This is a genomic window from Pantoea sp. SGAir0180 (genome assembly GCF_043546245.1).
Window position 1 is genome coordinate 3936774 of the sequence record NZ_CP028071.1, and the last position, 22350, is coordinate 3959123.

Consider the following 22350-nt stretch of genomic DNA (forward strand, 5'->3'; position numbering starts at 1 on the left):
ATGGCTGAGGCTCAACCGCTACCCGAGGCGCCCTGCGGTGCCGAGTATCTGCGTGCGGTGTTACGTTCACCGGTATACGAAGTGGCACAGGTTACCCCACTGCAGAAGATGGAAAAAATCTCTGCACGTCTGGGCAATACCATTCTGGTGAAGCGAGAAGATCGCCAGCCAGTGCACAGTTTTAAACTGCGCGGTGCCTACGCGATGATTGCCGGCCTTGATGAAGAGCAGAAAGCACGCGGTGTTGTCACCGCGTCGGCCGGTAACCACGCCCAGGGCGTTGCGTTATCGGCGACGAAGCTGGGCATCAAGTCGCTGATCGTCATGCCGCTGGCGACAGCGGACATCAAGGTGGATGCGGTGCGTGCATTTGGCGGTGAAGCCTTCCTGTATGGTGCCAACTTTGACGAGGCGAAAGCCAAAGCCATTGAACTGGCGACGCAGCAGGGTTACACCTTTGTGCCACCGTTTGACCATCCGGCGGTCATCGCCGGACAAGGCACGCTGGCGATGGAACTGCTGCAGCAGGACGCACATCTCGATCGGGTTTTTGTTCCGGTGGGCGGCGGCGGTCTGGCCGCGGGCGTGGCGGTGCTCATCAAGCAGCTGATGCCGCAAATCAAAGTGATCGCTGTCGAGTCAGAAGACTCGGCCTGCCTGAAAGCGGCGCTGGAGGCTGGTGAGCCGGTGGATTTACCGCGCGTGGGCTTGTTCGCCGAAGGTGTGGCCGTGAAGCGCATCGGTAACGAAACTTTCCGCCTGTGCCAGGAATATCTCGACGACATCGTCACCGTGGACAGCGATGCGATCTGCGCGGCAATGAAAGATCTGTTTGAAGATGTGCGCGCCGTGGCAGAACCGTCAGGCGCGCTGGCGCTGGCGGGCATGAAGAAATACGTCCAGCAGCACGATATTCAGGGCGAACGTCTGGCGCACGTGTTGTCGGGGGCTAACGTTAACTTCCATGGTTTGCGCTACGTTTCTGAACGTTGTGAGCTGGGTGAACAACGCGAAGCTCTGCTGGCGGTCACGATCCCGGAACAGCAGGGCAGCTTCCTGAAGTTTTGTCAGACGTTGGGTGGTCGCTCAATTACCGAGTTTAACTATCGCTATGCCGACACCGACAAAGCCTGCATTTTTGTGGGCGTGCGGCTGACGCGCGGGATGGATGAGCGCGCAGAGATCATCAGCCAGTTAACGGAAAACGGCTATCAGGTGGTGGATCTGTCTGACGATGAGATGGCGAAGCTGCACGTGCGTTACATGGTGGGCGGACGGCCTTCCAAGCCGCTGCGTGAGCGCCTGTTCAGCTTTGAGTTTCCGGAAGCGCCCGGCGCATTGCTTAAGTTTCTGCAAACGCTGGGCACGCACTGGAATATCTCACTGTTCCATTACCGTAGCCACGGCACGGACTACGGCCGGGTCCTCACGGCCTTCGAGCTTGGCAACGACGAACCGCGTTTTGAAGAGCACCTTGCCGACCTGGGTTACGATTTCCACGACGAAACGCATAACCCGGCATTCCGCTTCTTCCTGGCAGGCCAGTAACTATAGCTGGTGCCAGAATGCACTGATAAGCGGCTCTCCGAGCCGCTTTTTTTGTACACAAACACCCAGCTCCAGCGGTGCGACGGACGCCACGCTTTCCAGCGGCAGCACACGGTTTCGTACCGGCTCAGGGCTGTTCTCCAGCACCACATCCGGCAGCAGCGCAATCCCACAGCCCAGCGCTACCATCGACACGATTGCTTCATGACCGGCAACGGTCGCATAAATCAATGGGTTAACGATGCGATGACGGCGGAACCATAGCTCGATCGCCCGCCGGACCGGTCCCTGCTCGGGCAGGATAAACGGAATCTGTGACCAGTCCGGTGCCTCTTCTGTCGCCTGACTGCGCACCGGACAGGGCAGTGCAGGTGCAATCAGCCCCAGCGGCAACAGCCCCAGCGTGGTGAAATCAATGCTGGCAGGCAGCGATTCAGGTCGACCGGCAATCGCCAGATCGGCATTACCCGACTGGACCATTTCAATCGCATCGGCCGCATCGCCGGTAGTCAGTTTGATTTCCACCTGAGGATGCTCGGCGCGGAAACGATCCAGAATGGGCGGCAGATGGCTGTACGCGGCGGTCACCGAGCAAAACAGGCGCAGTTCACCACTGAGTGACGGACCGTTGAGATCCATGGCATGGCGCAATTGCTGATACTGCAGTAAGGTTTGTTGTGCAAATAACTTCAGTCTTTCGCCCGCTTCGGTGAGCGTGACGGTGCGGTTATCACGCAGAAACAACGCGTGGCCGACATCTTCTTCCAGCCGCTGAATCTGGCGTGACAGCGTGGACGGACTGACGTGCATGGCCCGTGCGGTGCGGCCAAAATGGCAACTTTCTGCCAGATGTAAAAACAATTTGAGATCGCGTAAATCCATACAGGTTCCACCTCAGGAATGCATTGCGATTATTGCAATGTAATGTTGTTAATATATCAATTTAAGCAACAGAAATCCTGTCATATGATGGGGTCATTCGCGGCGCTGAATCTCACGCCGTCAACAGACAAAAGCAAACACAACATTTAACCGGAGTACCCATGGCTAATTACTTCAACACACTGAATCTGCGCAACCAGTTAGCGCAACTGGGCAAATGTCGTTTTATGGGGCGTGACGAGTTCGCGGATGGCGCCAGCTTCCTGAAAGGCAAAAAGATTGTGATTGTGGGCTGTGGTGCGCAGGGCCTGAACCAGGGCCTGAACATGCGCGATTCCGGTCTGGATGTTTCTTATGCCCTGCGTGCAGAAGCCATCGCCGAAAAACGTGCCTCGTATCGCAAAGCCACCGACAACGGTTTCAAAGTGGGCACTTACGAAGAACTGATTCCTCAGGCGGACCTGGTGGTTAACCTGACGCCAGACAAACAGCACTCCGCCGTGGTTCAGGCTGTACAGCCACTGATGAAAGACGGTGCCGCGCTGGGCTATTCACACGGCTTCAACATTGTCGAAGTGGGCGAAACCATCCGTAAAGATATCACCGTCGTTATGGTGGCGCCGAAGTGTCCGGGCACCGAAGTCCGTGAAGAATACAAGCGTGGCTTCGGGGTACCGACGCTGATCGCGGTTCACCCGGAAAACGATCCGAAAGGTGAAGGTATGGCTATCGCCAAAGCCTGGGCTTCTGCCACCGGTGGTGACCGCGCTGGCGTGCTGGAATCCTCTTTCGTTGCGGAAGTGAAATCTGACCTGATGGGTGAGCAGACCATTCTGTGCGGTATGCTGCAGGCCGGTTCTCTGCTGTGCTTCGATAAGCTGGTGGCTGAAGGTCACGATGCGGCGTACACTGAGAAACTGATTCAGTTTGGCTGGGAAACCATCACCGAATCCCTGAAATTTGGCGGCATTACGCTGATGATGGATCGCCTGTCTAATCCGGCGAAACTGCGTGCTTACGCACTGTCTGAGCAGCTGAAAACCATCATGGCTCCCCTGTTCCAGAAGCACATGGATGACATCATCTCAGGCGATTTCTCTGCTGGCATGATGGCGGACTGGGCGAATGACGATAAGAAGCTGCTGACCTGGCGCGAAGAGACCGGTAAAACCGCGTTCGAAACCGCCCCTCAGTTCGACGGCAAAATCGAAGAGCAAGAATACTACGACAAAGGCGTTGTCATGGTTGCCATGGTCAAAGCGGGCGTTGAGCTGGCATTTGAAACCATGGTAGATGCTGGCATCATCGAAGAGTCGGCTTACTACGAGTCACTGCACGAGCTGCCGCTGATCGCGAACACCATTGCCCGTAAACGCCTGTATGAAATGAACGTGGTTATTTCTGATACCGCTGAGTACGGTAACTACCTGTTCTCTTTTGCGGCGGTGCCGCTGCTGAAAGAGTTTATGGCCTCACTGCAGCCGGGCGATCTGGGTAAAGCTATTGACGGCACGCAGGTGGATAACGCCCAACTGCGCGACGTTAATGAAGCCATTCGTCAGCATCCTATCGAGCAGGTTGGCCGCAAACTGCGTGGTTACATGACCGATATGAAACGCATCGCGGTTGCAGGCTAAGTCGCACCGCCACCGTTTTCAGCAAATGTAAGACAAAAAGGCGCAGCCATCTGGCTGCGCCTTTTTGTTTTAGCATGCGCCTGGCGACACGATAACAGGCGGTAAAAGGCTCCTGTAACCAACATACTGACACCCGGCAAGAATAAGGAACATGCCAGCCGTAAGGTTGCCAGCAAAATACTCGTGATGATGTCTGAGGGCATAGCATACGGCGACAGAAGCGACAGCCGTGCGCTGCGGGTCGGGTCGGCATTCAGTCAGTCCCCGCCTTTTCCCCAAATGCGCTTCGGGAAGAGTCTGGCTGCGCAATGTGTGTAGATTTATCGCAAACGGCTATCTGCTTAATGGTCCACTGCGTCGTGTTTTGCCGGACTGGCACAGTGAAAACACAACACCGATGACGCCCTGGGCCATCACCTTACCCAACCGTCTGCTGCCGCTAAAAACCCGGGTTTTTATCGATGATTTTATGGCCTGGCTTAAGTCGAAATAGCGCGCTTTCGCCGCGAAAACGCATAAAAAACCCGGCCTGAGCCGGGTTTTTTTATGAGCGTGACCTGAGATCACACTTCATACAGCGTTTGATGCCGGGTTTCTTTACAGGCAATCAGGGCGATCAGCGTCAGGAAGGCCATAGAGGCCAGGTACAATCCGACGGCATATAAGCCGTAGTGCACGTTCAGCCAGGTTGCGATATATGGCGCAACGGAGGCCCCCAGAATCGACGACAGGTTGTATGAGAACGACGCGCCGGTATAGCGCACTTCTGTCGGGAACAGCTCGGGCAGCAGCGCACCCATCGGGCCAAATGTCAGGCCCATAATGCTTAATCCCAGCAGCAGGAAGGCCATCACCAGCGCCTGAGAGCCGGAACCCAACATCACAGGGAACAGGAATGAGAAACCAATAATCATCAGCGTAATGGTGATCATGGTTTTCCGGCGACCAAAGCGGTCAGCCAGCAGGCCCGCGATGGGGACCATCACGCCGAAGCCAATGACCGCCATCATCAACATCCACAGCATGCTGTTACGTGAGATGCCCAGCCCCGCAGGCGCGGCGGCGGTGCCGTAACTCATTGAGTAAACTGTCATGATGTAAAACAGCGTGTAGGTGGCGAGCATGATGAAGGTGCCCAGAATGGTCGCCGTCAGATGTTTGCTCAGAAGTGAGGCAATCGGCACGCGCACCTGCTTCTTCTCTTTCTGCACTTTGGCAAAGACCGGACTTTCATGTAGCGACACGCGCACATACAGGCCAATCAGGACCAGCACGGCAGACAGTACAAAAGGCACGCGCCAGCCCCACTGCATAAACTGCTCGTCGGTCAGCAACCAGGAGAGCAGCAGGAAGGTGCCGTTGGCAAAAAAGAATCCAATGGGCGCACCCAACTGCGGGAAGGAACCGTACAGCGCACGCTTTTTGGCTGGCGCATTTTCCGTGGCCAGCAGGGCCGCACCGCCCCATTCGCCGCCGAGTCCCAGGCCCTGACCAAAGCGGGCCAGTGCTAACAGCAGCGGGGCCAGAACGCCAATGCTCTGATAGCTGGGTAACAAACCGATGACCACGGTAGAGATCCCCATGGTCAGCAGCGAGGCTACCAGGGTGGCTTTACGACCGACACGGTCACCGAAGTGACCAAACAGCGCTGAGCCGATAGGGCGGGCAACGAACGCAATCGCGAAGGTCGCCAGTGACTGTAGCGTGGCGACAGTGGCATCACCCTGAGGAAAAAAGATATGCGGAAAGACAATGACCGCGGCGGTGGCATAAATATAGAAATCGAAAAATTCGATGGCGGTGCCGACCAGTGAAGCAATAACGACTTTACTGCGTGAGTTCACTGGCGTTGGCTCATGTTGTTTATCAAGAGTTTCTGAGATGGAGGCTTGCATAAATGTTTCTTATTTTTAAATACCGTTAAGGAATCTTACGCACCTGTATAGCGGCATTCAATGGCTGGAAACCGCGTCAGCCGCGGCTTTCTCTGCCTAAAAGTAGAAAATCTTTGCCTGATGTGAAATGTCGGAGAATGGCAGCGTTAACAGAGATAAACATGGCGAGATACTCTGTGAAAGCGCTGAAGAAAAGTGACCCCCTGGTTATTCATGCTGTAAAGTGGCTGATAAATAACCGGGGGCAGGGATTTTTCGCTGGTTACTGCTGTTCGTGGGTGGCCATTGCGCCTTTTTCAGGCATGCGTGGATCGTCTTTGTATTTGGCGGTGGCAATCCAGGCCGCGCAGAACAATGTCAGGCGGGCAAAGAAATAGAAGAACGCCATCAGCCCCAACACCGAGCCAAAAGCCGCACCCGAGGGCGAGCTGGCGAGTTTCGGCAGCGTCAACGTCATCACAAACTTAATGACTTCAAACCCGATGGCCGCCAGTAAGGTGCCACGCAGCAGGGCTTTTTTGCGCGGTTTATGGCGAGGCAGAATCCAGAAAATCCACAGAAACAGCAGATAATTTGCCAGTACAGAGATGGACGTCGCGATGATCGTCAGTGCCGGGCGCAACCATTCAATGCCATCCAGCCCTAACGCATTAACGATAGTCGCCTGGGCGGAACCGGCGACGGAGGTCAGTGACAAAGTAATCACCAGCGCCAGCATCAGGCCGGTCAGAGACAAGAAGTCGCGAATATAGCGTTTCCAGATCTTCTCTTTATCGTCGGGTTGACGTTCCCAGACGTCGCGTGACTGCGCGCGAATAGCCTCGCGTAAATTCCCCATCCAGTTGAGACCGGAATACAACGCCAGCAACAAACCGGTGATGCCCACGGTTGCGCGTTGCTGAATGGCCGTGTTCACGGTGTTTTTTAACGTGGTCGCCAGCGACGGATCGCTGATGCTACTGACGATTTTGTTGATGATATCGGTCAGGAGGTCCGGATTCGAGGCCAGCACGAAACCCACGGCAGCAAAAGACACCATTAAAATGGGGATGAGCGACAGAAACGAAAAATAGGTAATGGCGGCACCAAACTGGCTGCCGAGGCGATCGTTAAACCGATCCAGCGCGCGAATAAAGTGCGCTACCGCCGGTATCGCCTGGAACCAGGCGGCGAAGCGTGATACGCGCACGATGGAACGATCGACGGACTTGTTGCCGGTTTTAATATCGATCAGCGGTTTGGCGTCTTTTACGTTGTCCTGCTCGTCTGTCATAGACATTCACTTTCCTGTTGAACCTTAAAATCACATTATAGCCTGTCAGGTGACATACTCCTGGAGCACCTGACTTAACCACTCCATAAACACCCGAACCCGACGCGCGACATTCCGGCGATGGGGATAGAGCAAGTGAATGGGCATCGGTTTGGCCGGGAACGCATGGAGCACCTCGACCAGTTGACCGCTTTCCAGATATTTTTGGATGCCCACCGTCGGCACCTGAATAATGCCCAGGCCCGCAAGGCAGGCGGCGCGGTAGGTTTCGGTGCTGTTCACCGTCACGACGCCGCCCGTGTGCACATAGTGGCACTGCTTACCATCGAAGTATTCGAAGCCCTGCGCCGCCTGACCTAACGGCTGGCTGTAATGCACCATTGCATGCTGCGACAGCTCCTCAAGCCGAATCGGCCTGCCAAAACGCGCAAGATAGTCAGGACTGGCACAGTTAATCAAGGTGTGCGTGCCTATACGGCGGGCGATCAGTCCCGAATCCTTTAGCTCGCCAACGCGAATCACACAGTCAAAACCTTCGCGAATGACGTCAACCTGGCGATCGTTGCTGCTGAGTTCAATTTCCACGCCAGGATAGTGCTGAAGGAATTCAGGCAGACGCGGAAGAATAAGATCGCTCGCCATTGCCACGGACATGTCGACCCGCAGTTTGCCACTTAACGTCGCGGGATCGTGCTGAAACAGGCTGTCCATATCGCCAATCATCGCCAGCAAATCAAGACAGCGATCATAGTACACCAGGCCATCCTGAGTGAGCTGCACGCGGCGGGTAGTACGATGCAGCAGCCGTGTGCCCATCAGATTCTCCAGCGCCTGAATTTGCCGTGATACGCTGCCTTTTGGTAACCCAAGGCTGTCAGCCGCCGCCGTAAAACTGCCCATCTCTGCAACTCTGACGAACACCTGCATTGCATGAATTTTATCCATATGGCCTGCCGATTGTTGTTTTAAGTGGAACAGTGCTGCGCATTCTTAAGCGTTTATAGAACAATTTTTAACGAATATCCTGAATCTGTGTTCAATTTTGCAACAGGAAATCAACATGAATCGTAAAATCGTCTTGATTACGGGCGCAAATCGCGGTTTAGGCAAGAATGCAGCGCTAAAACTGGCGGCAAAAGGCCGGGATATCATCCTGACGTACCGCAATCATCAAAACGAAGCACAGGACGTCGTCAACGCTGTTGAGCGCGCAGGCGGCCGCGCCATAGCGCTACAGCTGGATGTGGGTGATGTTAGCCAGTTCGACCGCTTCATTTCTGATGTCAAAAACACCTTACAGCAGCGCTGGCAGCGTGAGACGTTTGATTATTTAGTGAACAATGCCGGGCATGGTCACTACAAACCTTTTGCCGAGACGACGGAAGCGGAATTTGATGCGCTGATGAATGTGCATTTCAAAGGGCCGTACTTCCTGACGCAGAAACTGCTGCCTGTTATCAGCGACGGCGGGCGCATTCTGAATATCTCCAGTGGATTAACGCGCCTGACCTATCCTGGCTCGGGCACCTATGCGGCGATGAAAGGGGCGATGGAAGTGCTGACCCGTTACCAGGCCAAAGAGCTGGGGGAACGTCGAATCCGCGTTAATATCCTGGCGCCGGGCGCGATTGAAACGGATTTTGGCGGCGGACGGGTGCGTGACGATAAAGCCGTGAATGAAAGCATCGCTGCGTTGACCGCTCTGGGGCGGGTCGGATTACCTGATGATATTGGCGACGCCATTTGCGCCATTCTGAGCGAGGAAACCGGCTGGATCACCGCGCAACGCATCGAAGCATCGGGCGGGCAGGGACTGTAACAGTAAGGGCGACTCCGTCGCCCTGTCGTGTCTCAGGGCGTAACGTCAATTGTGCCCTCAACGATCGTCACTGTTTTTCCGCCAATCCAGATGGTTTCGCCCTCATAAGCCACGTTCACCCGGCCCTGACGTCTGACCTGCGTGCCCTGACGAACGCGGTAATTGTGCGGTTTACCCTGAGCCGCGAAGTAGCGCGCCAGGCAGGCATTTGCGCTGCCGGTAATCGGATCTTCTGTCAGGCTGCCGTGCTCAACCAGTAATCCCCGCACTTCATACTGTTCTGTTTCTCCCGAGGGCAGCGGGCCAAAGGGCATTACACCATCCACGCTGGCGTGGGTAATTAACCGCTCAAGATCGTTGACGTCGGGTATGACGGCGCGCACCGCCTCGGCACTGACCATCGGGATAAGCAACCAGCGAATGCCCATATCCGCCACGGTGACAGGCTGTGAATGATCCAGCGCGTCGCTGTTTAATGCTGTGCTGATCAGGGCATCGTGGTAGGGCGTCAGGGTGGCGCTAGGCGCGGCAAAAGCCAGCGTACCATCGGATGCGATTGTCACCACCACATTGCCGACGCCGCACTGCTGCACCATCCTGCCTGGTGTTTTGGTTTTCCAGCCCGCCTCAAGCAGGGCATGGGCGGTACCCAGCGTGGGATGACCTGCAAACGGTAGCTCGCCCTGTACGGTGAAGATACGCACGCGATAGTCAGCCTGGCTGTCTTCTGGCGGCAGGACAAAGGTCGTCTCGGATAAGTTGGTCCAGCGCGCAATCGCCGCCATCTGGCTGTCGTCGAGGCCCTGCGCATCCATGATGACGGCCAGCGGATTGCCGTTGAACGCAATCGAGGTGAAAACGTCCACTTGTTTAAACGCAACCTTCATTGTCACTCCTTTTCATTGAGATAAAGCGGTTTTTTCATGCCCGGGCAATTGCTTATGTCAGTTAACAGGGCTATGAATAAGTTAAGCAACCGGATGGAGCCTGCTATGTTAAAAATTCTTGGACGCGCCTCCTCAATCAATGTGCGCAAAGTATTATGGCTGTGTGACGAGCTGGACCTGCTTTACGAACGCGAAGAGTGGGGCGAAGGTTTCAAATCCACTCACTCGCCAGAATTTATGGCGCTTAATCCCAATGCCATGATCCCGGTATTACTCGACGACGACTTTGTCATGTGGGAATCCAACGCTATTTTGCGCTATCTGGCCACGGCCTATGGCGGCGAGTGGCTTTACCCGGAAAATCCGCGCGCGCGCGCGCCGGTGGATCAGTGGATGGACTGGCAATCAACCGAACTTAACACCTCGTGGCGCTATGCCTTTATGTCGCTGGTGCGCCATTCGCCCGCGCATCAGGATCCCCGCCTGTTAGCTGCGGCCTGCAAAGGCTGGTCCCATACCATGGGGATTCTCAACCAGCAGATGGAGCACACCGGTCGCTATGTCGCCGGACGCAACTTCACGCTGGCGGATATCCCGATTGGCCTTGCCGTGAACCGCTGGTTTGAAACCCCGCTGGATCATCCCGACCTGCCGGCTGTCCGGACCTATTACGAACGTCTGACTGAACGCCATGGTTATACCATCTGGGGACGGAACGGAACGCCCTGAGCCCGACCCGGCGGCAGGCCCGCAAGTTCACAGGCGATGGCACCGACGCGGGCGATAGCGCGAATGTAGCGATCGGTAAACGGATAGCAGCACGAGAGGCGCAGTGCATGGTTATAGCGCTCACTCAGCGAATACAGCGCGCCGGGCGTCACGCAGATCTGCTCTTTCAGCAGACGAGAGAACATCTCGGTCGTGTTCACGTTGCCCGGCAGTTCCACCCAAAAAACAAAGCCGCCGCGCGGCAACGTGGCCTGCGTGCCCTGGGGAAAATGCTGGGCAATTAACCCTCGCGCCTCATCCAGATTGCTGGCATAACAGCGCCGCAGGCTACGCAGATGATGGTCATAACCGCCATTGGCAAGAAACTCTGCCAGCGTCTCTGACAGCAGAGCGGACTCCGCCATCGATGACACGGCTTTAAGCCGTGCGATAGCATCGTGGAAGCGTCCGGCCGCAATCCAGCCGACACGGAAATCCGGCGCAACGGTTTTGGTAAAGCTGGTGCAGTATAAAACCCAGCCCTGCTCGTCAAAGGCCTTCACGGCAGGGGAAAGCGGCCAGTCAAACTGCAATTCATCGTAAAGGCCGTCTTCGATGAGCGGAACTTTGTAAGTATTTACCAACCTTGCGAGCCTTTTCTTGTCGGGCAGGCTCATACAGTAACCCAGCGGATTTTGCGCCGTGGGCATCGCCACAATCGCCTGAAGTCGCTCTTCCTGCAGCAGCATTTCCAGCGCATCCAGCGACAAACCACGCTGCGGATCGGTGGGGATTTCCAGCGCTTTGAGGCCGAGTGAAGCCAGCAAAGGGAACAAAAAAAAGTAGGTAGGTGATTCCAGCCCTACGCAGTCGCCGGGCTGCGTCACCGCGCGCAATGCCAGCTGCAACGCCTCCATACAACCATGGGTGAGGGTGATATCATCGGCGGTGAGTGACTGACCCGCATGTAATGCGCGTCGCGCAATCTCCTCCCGTAAGCGCTCACTACCGGGCGGAAGCGCATAGCGACCGATAAGGTTGGGATTGCGTCGTAGCAATGAGGCGGTGATGCGGGCTAACCGGGCCGAGGGGAACAGTTCGCTGTCCTGCGGACAGGCCAGCGAGATATTGATGTAATCAGGATGATTCTGCGCGGCGAACACTTTATCGATCAAATCCAGCTTTTCGTTGCTGGGATCGCGTATCACACGAGCAGCGTGCTGAGTATGCCGGGTGACCACAGGCAGGACGCCGCGCACGTAATAGCCTGATTGCGGTCGTGCCTCAATCAGGCCACGGTTCTCCAGCAGCTGCCAGGCATTCAGCACGGTGTTCACGCTCACCTGGTGCGACTGGGCGACGCGACGGATAGCCGGTAAGCGCTTACCAGGCTTGAGAGTACCCTGATGAATGGCCTCTGCGAAGCTATCGGCCAGTTGCTGGTAAAGCGTTTGTTCAGGCTGAATTTCAAGGGACACAATTGCCTCCTGGCACGACAGGTACAGTTTGACATCATCGTGATTGTACCCATCAAAATAGCCATTTCCTGTCCCTGTTACCATCACTTTTCGCAACGTAGCATGGTGCTCTGTCTCCCTGTCAGGAATACCATGATGCTTGATCCCTCTTTTTTCAGTTATGTCACCGTGATGTCGATTACGCCGGGTCCTAACAACCTGTTGCTTGCCACTTCCGGCGTGAATTTTGGTATGCGCCGGACGCTGCCGATGGTGTTTGGCATTTTACTTGGATGCGGCCTGCAAACGGTTATTGCGGGCATGACACTGGAGCTGTTGCTGCACTGGATGGCATCCATCCGCTTGCCGCTTACGCTGGTGGGATGTAGCTATCTGCTGTGGCTGTCCTGGAAAATATTTCGTGCGGCTGCACCTGAGGCCCGGCACAAGCCTCAGCCGATGACGTTTCTCGGCGGTACCTGCTTTCAGGCGGTGAATCCTAAAGCCTGGTTAATGGCCAGCAACGTGGCGCTGTTGTACAGCGCCAACAGTCACGTCCTGATCGTGATGGCGAGTTTTATGCTGCTCAATCTGCCCTGCATATTATTGTGGGCGGCGTTAGGTGACCGCCTGCGCGGTCACCTGCAAATCGCCTGGAAACGCCAGCTGTTCAACAGCCTGATGGCGCTGTCACTGGTGGTAACGACGATCTGGATGCTGGCCGATGCCCTGAAAGCGGTTTAGTCCGGTGCGCCGGGGGCGCTGGCGGAGGGCCACTTCCAGTTCTGCACCTCCGGCACATCTTCGCCATAGACCCGTACATAGCGATGATGCTCTGCCAGGCGCTGCTGCAGATCGTCAGGCAGTTCAGGATGGCGATCGGCAAGCCCCGGGATATGCCTGATGGCCGCCAGCGCCAGATGATAGCGATCCAGCTCGTTCAGCACCGTCATGTCGAAAGGCGTGGTGGTTGTGCCCTCTTCATTAAAGCCATGCACATGGAAATTACAATGGTTATTGCGTTGATAGGTCAGCCGGTGGATCAGACTGGGGTAACCATGGAAGGCAAAAATCACCGGCTTGTCTGCGGTAAACAGCGCATCAAACGCCTCTTCTGACTTGCCGTGAGGATGCTGTTTCTGCGTTTGCAGCGCCAGCAGGTCTACCACGTTAACCACCCGAATGCGCAGGTCCGGCAGATAACTTCGCAGCAGATCGACGGCCGCCAGGGTTTCCATGGTGGGCACATCACCCGCGCAGGCCATCACCACATCCGGCTCTGCGTCCTGCGGGGTTGTGCCGGCCCAGTGCCATTCACCCATTCCGGCCTCGCAATGGGCGATGGCGCTGTCCATGTCCAGCCACTGCGGCGCAGGCTGTTTGCCGGCCACAATCACGTTGATGCGGTCCCATGTTCGCAGACAGTGGTCGCCCACCCATAACAACGTATTTGCATCGGGCGGCAGGTAAATACGCACAATGTCGGCTTTTTTATTGGCAACGTGATCGATAAAGCCCGGATCCTGATGACTGTAACCGTTATGATCCTGACGCCAGACGTGAGAAGACAGCAGATAGTTAAGCGAGGAGATGGGCTGACGCCAGCCCAGCTTACGCGTCACCTTTAACCATTTGGCATGCTGATTGAACATCGAGTCAATGATGTGAATAAAGGCTTCGTAGCAGTTAAATAATCCGTGCCTGCCGGTAAGCAGATATCCTTCCAGCCAGCCCTGACACTGATGTTCACTGAGAATTTCCATTACCCGACCATCGGGGGCCAACTGCTCATCATAAGGCTCAATAGCTTCAAGCCAGGTGCGGCTGGTGGTGTCAAATACCGGCGTCAGGCGGTTAGAGGCGGTTTCATCCGGACCAAACACGCGGAAATTGTCCCGATTGCGTTGGAACAGGGCGTTAAGATAACGGCCAAACTGTTCAGTTGCCTGTCCGGCCTGCGAGCCGGGCTGCTGTGTATCGAAAGCAAATTCGCGAATATCAGGCGTAACTAATTCACGGCGCAGTAAACCACCGTTGGCAAACGGGGACGCGCCCATACGTTTGTCGCCCTGTGGGGCCAGCGCCTGCAGTTCCGGCTTAAGCCGCCCCTGTTCATCAAACAGATCGTCAGGCTGATAGCTGCGCAGCCAGTTCTCCAGAATGTTACGGTGGTCTTCGTTTTCGCGGCAGGCCGCTACGGGCACCTGGTGCGCCCGCCAGAAACCTTCCACTTTCTTGCCATCTACAGTTTTCGGCCCGGTCCAGCCTTTAGGGCTGCGCAGGATAATCATCGGCCAGCGGGGAATGGACTTCATTGGTGAGCCCTGCCGGGCGGCCTGTTGAAAGCCGGCAATCTCTGAAAAAGCGCGATCCAGCGTGTCGGCCATCAACGGATGCATCTCTTCAGGTTCATGACCGCAGACAAACAGCGGTTCATAGCCGTAACCGCGAAACAGCTGACGCAGATCGTCGTCACTGGCGCGGCCCAGAATCGTTGGATTCGCAATCTTATAACCATTCAGATGCAGAATGGGCAGCACGGCACCGTCGCGCTGGGGATTAAGAAACTTAATCCCGTGCCAGCTGGAGGCCAGCGGCCCGGTTTCGGCTTCGCCGTCGCCAATGATGCAGGACGCGATCAGATCGGGGTTATCAAAGACAGCGCCAAAGGCATGAGAAAGTGAGTAGCCTAACTCTCCACCTTCATTGATCGAGCCCGGGGTTTCGGGTGCCGCATGACTGGGAATACCGCCCGGAAAAGAAAACTGTTTGAACAGCTTCTGCATGCCGTCGGCATCCTGACGGATATGCGGATAGATTTCGCTATAGCTCCCCTCAAGCCAGGTATTCGCAACCATGCCAGGCCCGCCATGGCCGGGACCACAGACATAAATAAGGTTGAGGTCGCGCTGACGAATAATCCGGTTCAGATGGGCATAGATAAAATTCAGTCCGGGCGTGGTGCCCCAGTGGCCCAGTAAGCGCGGTTTAATATGCTCTGGCTTCAATGGCTCGCGTAACAGCGGATTGTCCATCAAATAAATCTGCCCGACAGACAGATAGTTAGCGGCGCGCCAGTAGCGATCAAGTAACGTGAGTTCGTGTGCCGTGTTCGGTTGAGCCATGCCATTTTCTCCTGCATTACGTCAGACGATGCACTAACCCTAATAGAGAATGGGGGAGTCAACCAGGCAAGCGGCAAACAAAAAGGCCTCGCAAGCGAGGCCTCAGACAGGTAGAAGACGGTTATTTACCGACGACGTAGGCAGTTTCACGGCCTTCGTCATTCGCGGCCACCGGCGTTACAGGCGTATACGGCAGTTGCAGGACGCGGCTGGTTTCAGCCAGCACTTTTTCAGTCAGGGCGACGTCACCGTTAAGTTTGCGGCCCCAGGACGGCACAACGGCACGAATTTTATTTTGCCATTCCGGTGACGCCATCTGCTCTGGACAGACCTTGTGCAGCAGTTCCAGCATGATCGGTGCCGCTGTTGAGGCGCCCGGCGAAGCACCCAGCAGTGCCGAAATCGAGCCATCTTCCGACGACACCACTTCTGTGCCCAGACGCAATACTGCGCCTTCTTTTTCATCTTTCTTGATGATTTGCACGCGCTGACCTGCGGTCACCAGACGCCAGTCTTCCTGCTTCGCCTGCGGAACATAGGCGCGCAGCGCGTCCATCCGGTCACGGTCGCTTTGCAGAACCTGATCCATCAGGTACTTCACCAGATCAAAGCTTTTCAGTCCGACTTTGATCATCGGCATAAGGTTAGTACTGTTCAGCGAGGCAAACATGTCCAGCAGCGAACCCTGCTTCAGGAACTTGGTCGAGAAGGTCGCGAACGGCCCAAACAGCAGAACCTGTTTGCCGTTCAGAACGCGCGTGTCCACATGCGGCACGGACATTGGCGGCGCACCGACGCTCGCTTTACCATAGACCTTCGCCATATGCTGTTTCACAACATCGGGATTTTCGGTCACCAGGAAAGAGCCGCCGACCGGGAAGCCCGCATAGCCATTGGCTTCGGGAACGCCAGCCTTCTGCAGCAACGGCAACGCCGCACCGCCTGCGCCAATGAAAATCTTACCGGCGGTTAACGTACGACGTGAACCGTCTGTCAGGCTGACAAGGGTAACCTGCCAGCGACCATCGTTCAGGCGTGTAATGTCGCGAACTTCCTGGCTCATGCGCAAACGGAAACTGGCTTTTTTCTCCAGTGAGGCAATCAACTGACGCGTCACTTCACCGAAATCGACGTCGGTGCCCATATCGGTCCAGGTCGCGGCCACTTTTTGACTGGCGGGACGGCCTTTCATCACCAACGGAATCCACTTCGCAATTTGCTGTGGATCTTCAGAGTAAGCCATGCCACGGAACAAAGTGCTTTTCTGTAATGCGTTAAAGCGTTTGCGCAGGAAGTTAACGTTGTCATCGCCCCAGACAAAGCTCATATGCGGTGTGCTGTGGATAAAGCTTTTTGGCGTATGCAGATTGCCTTTCTGGACATGATAGGCCCAGAACTGGCGAGAAATCTGGAAGGCTTCGTTAATCGCAATGGCTTTCGCGATATCGATACTGCCGTCAGCTCTCTGCGGCGTATAGTTCAGCTCGGCCAGCGCGGCATGGCCTGTACCGGCATTGTTCCAGCCATTAGAGGACTCTTCCGCCACATGCGGCAGCCGTTCCACCATTTCAATGGACCAGTCTGGCTCAAGATCCTGCAGCCAGGTGCCTAAGGTGGCGCTCATGACGCCAGCGCCAATGAGTAGCACATCGACGTCTTTACGCTCCTGCGCCCCGGTGGTGTCCTTTCCGCTAACACTCATTGTGAGCGCAAGATTTACAGCTGATTTGCACATGAGGCGACATCTCCTCTTCTGTTGACCTGAAGCTCAACAGTGTTGCAGGTGAAATAGTCACGCTTCTGTCGAGCGCGTTGCGCTATTTCCGGGTTAAGACTCAGGTATAGGTTAAAGCGACGATAACGAGTTAACTGAACGTTATGCTTTGTTGCCCAAATATAACATTCTCGCGTTCGAATTAAACATTTGTTTATTTTTTAAATGCAGAAATGATTCAGCATAAGAAAGAATCATAATAACAGGCGCGCCATAAGCCTTTTTTGCAGCTAACTCAACGGGTTAAGTAAAAGAGGATGTTGCGGGATTGCCCCATAATGGTGCGGTATGAAAATGTCACTTAGCGAAAGGAATAATATAACCTAATGAAAAAAAGGGATTATTGAAATTTATTCTTTGCGTTGAATTTTTAATCGATAAGGCGGCGAAGGCTATCTTGTAAAACAAATGTTACATTTTTGTGACCTCATAGCCAGCCAGGTGACTGACCGACGGCAAGGAAGCGCGCCGCATCGTTGACGCTTTGCATGATCAAAGGTTCTCCACCGCCAGCCTCTCAGTAATTCAGTCTTTTAAAAAAAGAGGGGCAGCAGGCAGATGTCGCCCTGACGGCGTGATTACGCCCGAAACCAGCGGCGCCAGATAAAGCGAATAACAAAAAACTCCAGCGCGCCCAGAAGTAAAAACCACAGGCAAAAGACCACGGTATAAAGCTGATTAAGGTCCTGCAGATGGAACATCTGTTGCAGGTGCTGCGCGACGGCCAGGCTAAACGCGGGAGCGGGAAGCAGAAGGGCAGAGAGAAAGCCCAACAGTAAAATGCCGCCGGGAATGATCAGGGATTCGAAGGGGTTAGTCATGGACAAAAATTCCGTATTTACCAGCCCGCCATTTTCCGGCATTCCGCGGGAAGGTTCAATGACGGACTGTTCAGGGCAGGAAGTCACGCTGTGCATTGCAAAGAAAAGGCTTAAATGACATTAACTTAGAGACATTCATAGCGATTGTTATGAGTTATAGCCTTTGCTATACTTAAATCCCTGATTTTATTGTCTTTTTATAACGATTATTGCGTGATAGACTGCGCGCACTTTTTAATAACCGAGCCATATGTGTGATGAATTCAGCCCGAAATGCTGGCTTTTCATCCCAAGTGAACAAATCATGACCTTTATCGCCACCCTGATTCTTGCTTTTGGAATGTCGATGGACGCATTTGCTGCTGCGCTGGGCAAAGGTGCGACCTTGCATCGCCCGGGCCTGAAAGAAGCCGTGCGCACCGGTCTGATTTTCGGTTGTATCGAAGCCCTGACGCCGCTGATTGGCTGGGCATTGGGTCTTGCTGCCAGCCAGTATGTTGCCGCGTGGGATCACTGGATAGCCTTTTTCCTGCTGGCGTTCCTGGGTGCCCGAATGATGATGGAAGGCTTCCGTAAAACGGCGTCTGAACCGTGCGAAGCGCCGCAAAGCCATGGTTTTATGGTCCTGGCGGCGACCGCCGTTGCCACCAGCCTGGATGCGCTGGCGGTTGGCGTGGGGCTGGCCTTCCTTCAGGTTAATATCGTCACCACGGCTCTGACAATCGGTGCCGCCACTACCGTTATGGCTACCACTGGCGTGCTGGTCGGCCGCTTCATTGGGCCTGTTTTAGGTAAATGGGCCGAAGTGCTGGGCGGACTGGTCCTCATCGCCATTGGCTCCACCATCCTCACCGAGCATCTCGGACTGTTTCAGTAACGCCCGCAAAATCGTATTTTGTGATCTGGTTCAAAATTTATTGCTGATTAAAACAGCAGGAGCTATACTTTTCCTGTATTTATTCAACAAATTTTTAACTGGATGCTGTATGAAACGTTTTTTTAAGTACGTGTTTCACGCGTATGTGGAAACCTTTAAACACGTACCACCCGGTGCGCTGAACTAAGCGCCACGTTTTACCCTCGATAGTCGCGGTCAGGGAATGACCGGTGATTATCACCTCATTTTGCCGTTCTTCTCGCCTGACTCCGCCTCTCTGTTCAGCCCGCACTGGCCTTGCATTCCGCCTGACATACTGTGATACAACTGGACATCCACTGTGCCAATCGCAGTACGATTTCCGTCATGTTTTTTGCTACTCTGCGCGCCGATTTATTCTCAACACGGGTGGATCGCCCGACATAATAAAAGAGGCAGCAATGCAGTTATGCAGTTTTTATCTTCCCGCTCAGGGGAAAAAAAGCGTGGGTATCGTACGGGAACAGGGCGTGATCGATGTCGGGATGCGCCTGGGCAAAGCCTGCCCGGATTTAAAAACCTTTTTGACACGTTCTTCTCTGGCCGATCTTGCCGCCTTTCAGAACATGCCCGTCGATCACGCGTTTTCCGCCGTGCAGTTTCTTCCCGTTATTGAGCAGCCTGGAAAAATTTTCTGCGTAGGAATGAACTACGCAGATAAACGCCAGGAGTTTGCCGCAACGCTGGACGCGCCAACCTTATTTATCCGTTTTGCTGATTCACTGACCGGCCATGAGCAACCGCTGCAAAAACCGCTGACTACCCAGGAATTCGATTACGAGGGTGAGCTGGCGGTGATTATTGGTAAACCGGCGCATCGGGTTAAGGCCGCCGACGCGCTGGACGTCATTGCGGGTTACAGCTGCTTTATGGATGCCACCGTGCGCGACATGCAGTTTACCTGGTTTACCGCCGGGAAAAACTGGCCGCAGACCGGAGGATTTGGCCCCTGGATGACGACTGCGGACGAGATTCCTGATCCCCAACAGTTATCGATTAAAACCCGACTGAACGGTCGTGAAGTGCAAAACGATACCACCGCCAGCATGGTGCATCCGGTCGCCAGCATTATCGAATATATCTCTGCCTTCAGTCCGCTATCACCCGGCGATGTCATTATCACCGGCTCCCCCGGCGGCGTAGGGAAAAAACGGACGCCGCCCCTGTTCATGTTCCGTGGCGACGTGGTGGAAGTCGAGATAGAAAAAATCGGTTGCCTGCGTAACCCTGTCGCCTGACGCAGTGTATTCACTGCCTCTCTGCCGATCCCGTCCTACACTCAATAAGTACCCAGGAACAGGAGCAGCTGATGAGGCGTACCATCCGGTGTAAAAGGCGACAGGGCATAGCCGTGGCCGCAGGGGTTGGTTTAGGTATAGGTGCAGTGCTGTGGGGCGCGAAGCGCTGGCAGCAAATGAAACAAACGCCGCCTGTTTCACCGCGTAGTCACCATGCGGGGCTGGCGGGTTACTATCAACAGATCGGTGACTGGCGCATGTTCACCCGCGTGACGCCCGACGCGCCTCATGGTTTACCTGTCGTTCTGCTTCACGGTCTGGCGATGTCAGGCCGTTCGATGGAGGCGCTGGCCCTCGCGCTGGGTCGGGACTATCACGTGCTGGTCCCCGACCTGCCCGGCTTTGGCGGTAGCGCGTTGCCCGCATCGGCACCGGTGCTTTCCGTCAGTGAACTGGCCGATATCCTGTGGCAGTGGCTCCAGCACAATGGTTTCCGGCGGGCAATCTGGGTCGGCAGCGCCTTTGGCTGTCAGGTGCTGGCGGCGCTGGCGGATAATCACCCGGACGCTGTGGCCGGACTGGTGCTACAGGGGCCCACAGCCGATCGCCATGCGCGAAGCCTGTTGCGCCAGCTCTGGCGCGGCTGGCGCAACAGCCGACTGGAAGCCCACCGTTCACCTGACCCGCTGGCCCGCATCGACTGGGCGAAAGCCGGTCTCCCCCGTGTATTTGGCACGCTGCGCGCCATGCTTAACGATCCGATTGAATACCATCTGACGTATCTGACGGCCCCCACATTGTTGCTCCGGGGTTCGCGGGACCCGGTTTGTCCGGCGCGCTGGCTGGATGAGCTGGCGGGGCTGTTGCCTCAGTGTGAAAAAATCACCCTGCGCGGCGGTACCCACCGGCTGCACTATGTCTATCCATGGAGCTTCTGCCATGCGATCCGACCCTTTTTGGCCCGTATTCAGCAGGAGAACGCCGATGAGTAAACCGCCGAAGGGCATCGCCCGCTTTGATTCCGCAGCAACCATGTTGCTGGCTCTGGCAAGTGCACTGCGCGATGAGCCCCTGACCCGTTCGTCATCGATGCTGGACCGGTTACTGCCTTCACTGGATCGACTACCGAGCCGGTTACGTGAATGGGGCCATGCGATAAGTGGCCAGGCGGACGGAATCAGCCCGAAACAGGCGGGTGAGCTGGATGTGGAAGGCATCGCCGAATGGATGGTGAGTGCCTACCCGCAGCGCGAGTATCCGGCGGCATTTATCGGCGCATCGAACGGTGCGCTGGTCCATCTGGCGGCGGCGATGGGAACGCCCTGGCTACCGCAAACGTTTCTGTGCCCGGTGCGCGTGGAACCCAGCGATCCGGACGATGCCCAGGCCGGCTTTGAGCAAGGCAAAGCGGTGGCCGCGGCGCTGCTGGCGACCTGGCCAAGGCTGGCGGTCCATCACAGGCAGGATCCGAGTCAGGACCGGCTGCTGCTCGAAAATATGCAGGCTTTCCGGCTTAAATTACGCGATATGCCACTCGCCTTTAATGAATTTCTGCTGGGAGGATTGCCCGCAGGCGCGACCCTGTTTATCAATCACTGCACGCGCCAGTGGCCGGTCACCCGCACCAGCGACCGTTCGTTTTTCCAGTTTGGCGCACCCGGTGGGGCAACGGAAAGCGAGTATTTGCAGGGCGGCCCCCGCGTTGCGGAATATCTGGCGCGGGCAGGGGTTGATCGGGCGCGCTGGACGCCGCCTGCCATCACCGATCATGTCCCTGAAGCCGAATGGGGGCTGGACGGTTACCTGATCTCTCCTCTGAAAAAACTGGCAGAAGCTCAACGCTGGACGCTGATGGAAATTCGTTATGAGCAACCGGAGGCGCTGAGTTTTGTGGTGGCGGAAATCTACCGTGACTGGTATCTGGCGGCAGGCGTGCTGCCCACCCGGCTTACGGTAGACAGCTTTATATTGCTGGATCCCTGGTGCAGTATGCAGCAACAGGCGATTCCCTTCTGGCTGATGTTCCCCTCTGCCGCCTCGGCAGATGCGCTGCAGCGTTTTCTGGAAAAACAGCCGCCGTTCCGCTACATCGATATGCTGTTGTACTCACAAGGGGCCGACAGCATCGGGCTGGCCGACATCGCCCGCTGGCAGCAGTTGCTTACCTTCGCCAAAGACGAAGGCGCGCTGGTCGGTGTGGATGAAACGCGTTTTCCTCATGATGTCACCAGTGTTTCGCAGTTTGACGCGGCGCTCCGTGAGCGGGCACCGCTGCTGCCTGCGCCGCCGCCGCTCACTGTCGGGACAGCGATCGCCGGTATTCAGCGTTACGGCGCCCGTCATGGCGTGAGCATCAGGGCGCTAACCTGA

General features: G+C 55.7%; 19 protein-coding genes. 10 read left to right on the forward strand and 9 right to left on the reverse strand.

Annotated features, from left to right (window positions below; all coding sequences use genetic code 11):
- A complete protein-coding gene (gene ilvA, locus C1N58_RS18440) occupies positions 1 to 1548 on the forward strand; it encodes a threonine ammonia-lyase, biosynthetic (RefSeq protein ID WP_006121157.1) in 1548 nt (515 codons plus the stop codon).
- Here the strand turns inward: ilvA and ilvY are convergent, their stop codons facing one another.
- On the reverse strand, positions 1549 to 2430 hold the full coding sequence (gene ilvY / locus C1N58_RS18445) for an HTH-type transcriptional activator IlvY (RefSeq protein WP_039342836.1): 882 nt from the start codon (positions 2428 to 2430) through the stop codon (positions 1549 to 1551). It lies immediately after the preceding gene.
- Between the two features lie 161 nt (positions 2431 to 2591).
- Between ilvY and ilvC the strand changes: the two genes are divergently transcribed.
- Together ilvC and C1N58_RS18455 are read left to right on the forward strand one after the other, a co-directional pair.
- A complete protein-coding gene (ilvC, locus tag C1N58_RS18450) occupies positions 2592 to 4067 on the forward strand; it encodes a ketol-acid reductoisomerase (protein WP_033738325.1) in 1476 nt (491 codons plus the stop codon).
- A gap of 310 nt (positions 4068 to 4377) precedes the next feature.
- Positions 4378 to 4560 carry a type 2 periplasmic-binding domain-containing protein gene (locus C1N58_RS18455; RefSeq protein ID WP_054632899.1) on the forward strand — a complete coding sequence of 61 codons (183 nt, stop codon included), beginning with the start codon at positions 4378 to 4380 and terminating at the stop codon, positions 4558 to 4560.
- 70 nt (positions 4561 to 4630) lie between these two features.
- Here the strand turns inward: C1N58_RS18455 and C1N58_RS18460 are convergent, their stop codons facing one another.
- From C1N58_RS18460 to C1N58_RS18470, 3 genes are all read right to left on the reverse strand, one after another.
- Positions 4631 to 5962, reverse strand: coding sequence for an MFS transporter (locus C1N58_RS18460; protein ID WP_033738323.1), 1332 nt, complete (start codon positions 5960 to 5962; stop codon positions 4631 to 4633).
- A gap of 262 nt (positions 5963 to 6224) precedes the next feature.
- Complete coding sequence (gene yhjD, locus C1N58_RS18465; protein ID WP_110268694.1) at positions 6225 to 7241, reverse strand: inner membrane protein YhjD; 1017 nt, start codon at positions 7239 to 7241, stop codon at positions 6225 to 6227.
- A gap of 39 nt (positions 7242 to 7280) precedes the next feature.
- Positions 7281 to 8180 carry a LysR family transcriptional regulator gene (locus C1N58_RS18470; RefSeq protein ID WP_033738321.1) on the reverse strand — a complete coding sequence of 300 codons (900 nt, stop codon included), beginning with the start codon at positions 8178 to 8180 and terminating at the stop codon, positions 7281 to 7283.
- A 115-nt stretch (positions 8181 to 8295) separates the two neighbouring features.
- On the opposite strand from C1N58_RS18470, the gene C1N58_RS18475 reads away from it, so the two are divergent.
- A complete protein-coding gene (locus tag C1N58_RS18475; protein ID WP_033738320.1) occupies positions 8296 to 9054 on the forward strand; it encodes an SDR family NAD(P)-dependent oxidoreductase in 759 nt (252 codons plus the stop codon).
- 32 nt (positions 9055 to 9086) lie between these two features.
- On the opposite strand, the gene C1N58_RS18480 is transcribed toward C1N58_RS18475, so the two are convergent.
- Complete coding sequence (locus C1N58_RS18480) at positions 9087 to 9941, reverse strand: PhzF family phenazine biosynthesis protein (RefSeq protein ID WP_033738318.1); 855 nt, start codon at positions 9939 to 9941, stop codon at positions 9087 to 9089.
- A 105-nt stretch (positions 9942 to 10046) separates the two neighbouring features.
- Here C1N58_RS18480 and C1N58_RS18485 point away from each other — a divergent pair, with 105 nt between their 5' ends.
- Entirely contained in the window at positions 10047 to 10670 is a 624-nt protein-coding gene (locus tag C1N58_RS18485) for a glutathione S-transferase family protein (protein WP_394564399.1), read from the forward strand.
- On the opposite strand, the gene C1N58_RS18490 is transcribed toward C1N58_RS18485, so the two are convergent.
- Complete coding sequence (locus C1N58_RS18490; protein ID WP_039342848.1) at positions 10637 to 12127, reverse strand: aminotransferase-like domain-containing protein; 1491 nt, start codon at positions 12125 to 12127, stop codon at positions 10637 to 10639. The genes C1N58_RS18485 and C1N58_RS18490 overlap by 34 nt on opposite strands.
- Positions 12128 to 12262: 135 nt before the next feature.
- Here C1N58_RS18490 and C1N58_RS18495 point away from each other — a divergent pair, with 135 nt between their 5' ends.
- On the forward strand, positions 12263 to 12850 hold the full coding sequence (locus C1N58_RS18495) for a LysE family translocator (RefSeq protein ID WP_394564901.1): 588 nt from the start codon (positions 12263 to 12265) through the stop codon (positions 12848 to 12850).
- On the opposite strand, the gene C1N58_RS18500 is transcribed toward C1N58_RS18495, so the two are convergent.
- The 3 genes from C1N58_RS18500 to C1N58_RS18510 all read right to left on the reverse strand — a co-directional run bounded on the left by C1N58_RS18500 (position 12847) and on the right by C1N58_RS18510 (position 17826).
- Positions 12847 to 15231 (reverse strand): phosphoketolase family protein, encoded by a 2385-nt coding sequence (locus C1N58_RS18500; protein ID WP_394564400.1) that lies wholly within the window; start codon positions 15229 to 15231, stop codon positions 12847 to 12849. The two genes, C1N58_RS18495 and C1N58_RS18500, sit on opposite strands and share 4 nt — an antisense overlap.
- A gap of 121 nt (positions 15232 to 15352) precedes the next feature.
- On the reverse strand, positions 15353 to 16966 hold the full coding sequence (mqo, locus tag C1N58_RS18505) for a malate dehydrogenase (quinone) (protein ID WP_033738313.1): 1614 nt from the start codon (positions 16964 to 16966) through the stop codon (positions 15353 to 15355).
- A 617-nt stretch (positions 16967 to 17583) separates the two neighbouring features.
- The gene (locus C1N58_RS18510) at positions 17584 to 17826 is read right to left on the reverse strand and encodes a DUF1158 domain-containing protein (protein WP_033738354.1); all 243 of its coding nucleotides are present in this window, start codon (positions 17824 to 17826) and stop codon (positions 17584 to 17586) included.
- Positions 17827 to 18130: 304 nt separating this feature from the next.
- Between C1N58_RS18510 and mntP the strand changes: the two genes are divergently transcribed.
- From mntP to C1N58_RS18530, 4 genes are all read left to right on the forward strand, one after another.
- On the forward strand, positions 18131 to 18703 hold the full coding sequence (gene mntP / locus C1N58_RS18515) for a manganese efflux pump MntP (protein ID WP_033738352.1): 573 nt from the start codon (positions 18131 to 18133) through the stop codon (positions 18701 to 18703).
- A 440-nt stretch (positions 18704 to 19143) separates the two neighbouring features.
- Complete coding sequence (locus tag C1N58_RS18520; RefSeq protein ID WP_006121146.1) at positions 19144 to 19980, forward strand: fumarylacetoacetate hydrolase family protein; 837 nt, start codon at positions 19144 to 19146, stop codon at positions 19978 to 19980.
- 71 nt (positions 19981 to 20051) lie between these two features.
- A complete protein-coding gene (locus C1N58_RS18525) occupies positions 20052 to 20972 on the forward strand; it encodes an alpha/beta fold hydrolase (protein ID WP_173476982.1) in 921 nt (306 codons plus the stop codon).
- A complete protein-coding gene (locus tag C1N58_RS18530; protein WP_006121145.1) occupies positions 20965 to 22350 on the forward strand; it encodes a hypothetical protein in 1386 nt (461 codons plus the stop codon). Before C1N58_RS18525 ends, C1N58_RS18530 begins: the two co-directional genes overlap by 8 nt.

Bases quoted from the DNA above. Each gene is read 5' to 3' on its own strand.
- C1N58_RS18500 (WP_394564400.1), bottom strand. From the start codon at position 15,231: ATGGCTCAACCGAACACGGCACACGAACTCACGTTACTTGATCGCTAC.
- ilvC (WP_033738325.1), top strand. From the start codon at position 2,592: ATGGCTAATTACTTCAACACACTGAATCTGCGCAACCAGTTAGCGCAA.
- ilvY (WP_039342836.1), bottom strand. From the start codon at position 2,430: ATGGATTTACGCGATCTCAAATTGTTTTTACATCTGGCAGAAAGTTGC.
- C1N58_RS18530 (WP_006121145.1), top strand. From the start codon at position 20,965: ATGAGTAAACCGCCGAAGGGCATCGCCCGCTTTGATTCCGCAGCAACC.
- C1N58_RS18480 (WP_033738318.1), bottom strand. From the start codon at position 9,941: ATGAAGGTTGCGTTTAAACAAGTGGACGTTTTCACCTCGATTGCGTTC.
- C1N58_RS18495 (WP_394564901.1), top strand. From the start codon at position 12,263: ATGCTTGATCCCTCTTTTTTCAGTTATGTCACCGTGATGTCGATTACG.
- yhjD (WP_110268694.1), bottom strand. From the start codon at position 7,241: ATGTCTATGACAGACGAGCAGGACAACGTAAAAGACGCCAAACCGCTG.
- ilvA (WP_006121157.1), top strand. From the start codon at position 1: ATGGCTGAGGCTCAACCGCTACCCGAGGCGCCCTGCGGTGCCGAGTAT.
- C1N58_RS18510 (WP_033738354.1), bottom strand. From the start codon at position 17,826: ATGACTAACCCCTTCGAATCCCTGATCATTCCCGGCGGCATTTTACTG.
- C1N58_RS18460 (WP_033738323.1), bottom strand. From the start codon at position 5,962: ATGCAAGCCTCCATCTCAGAAACTCTTGATAAACAACATGAGCCAACG.
- C1N58_RS18520 (WP_006121146.1), top strand. From the start codon at position 19,144: ATGCAGTTATGCAGTTTTTATCTTCCCGCTCAGGGGAAAAAAAGCGTG.
- mntP (WP_033738352.1), top strand. From the start codon at position 18,131: ATGACCTTTATCGCCACCCTGATTCTTGCTTTTGGAATGTCGATGGAC.
- C1N58_RS18525 (WP_173476982.1), top strand. From the start codon at position 20,052: ATGAGGCGTACCATCCGGTGTAAAAGGCGACAGGGCATAGCCGTGGCC.
- C1N58_RS18485 (WP_394564399.1), top strand. From the start codon at position 10,047: ATGTTAAAAATTCTTGGACGCGCCTCCTCAATCAATGTGCGCAAAGTA.
- C1N58_RS18475 (WP_033738320.1), top strand. From the start codon at position 8,296: ATGAATCGTAAAATCGTCTTGATTACGGGCGCAAATCGCGGTTTAGGC.
- mqo (WP_033738313.1), bottom strand. From the start codon at position 16,966: ATGTGCAAATCAGCTGTAAATCTTGCGCTCACAATGAGTGTTAGCGGA.
- C1N58_RS18470 (WP_033738321.1), bottom strand. From the start codon at position 8,180: ATGGATAAAATTCATGCAATGCAGGTGTTCGTCAGAGTTGCAGAGATG.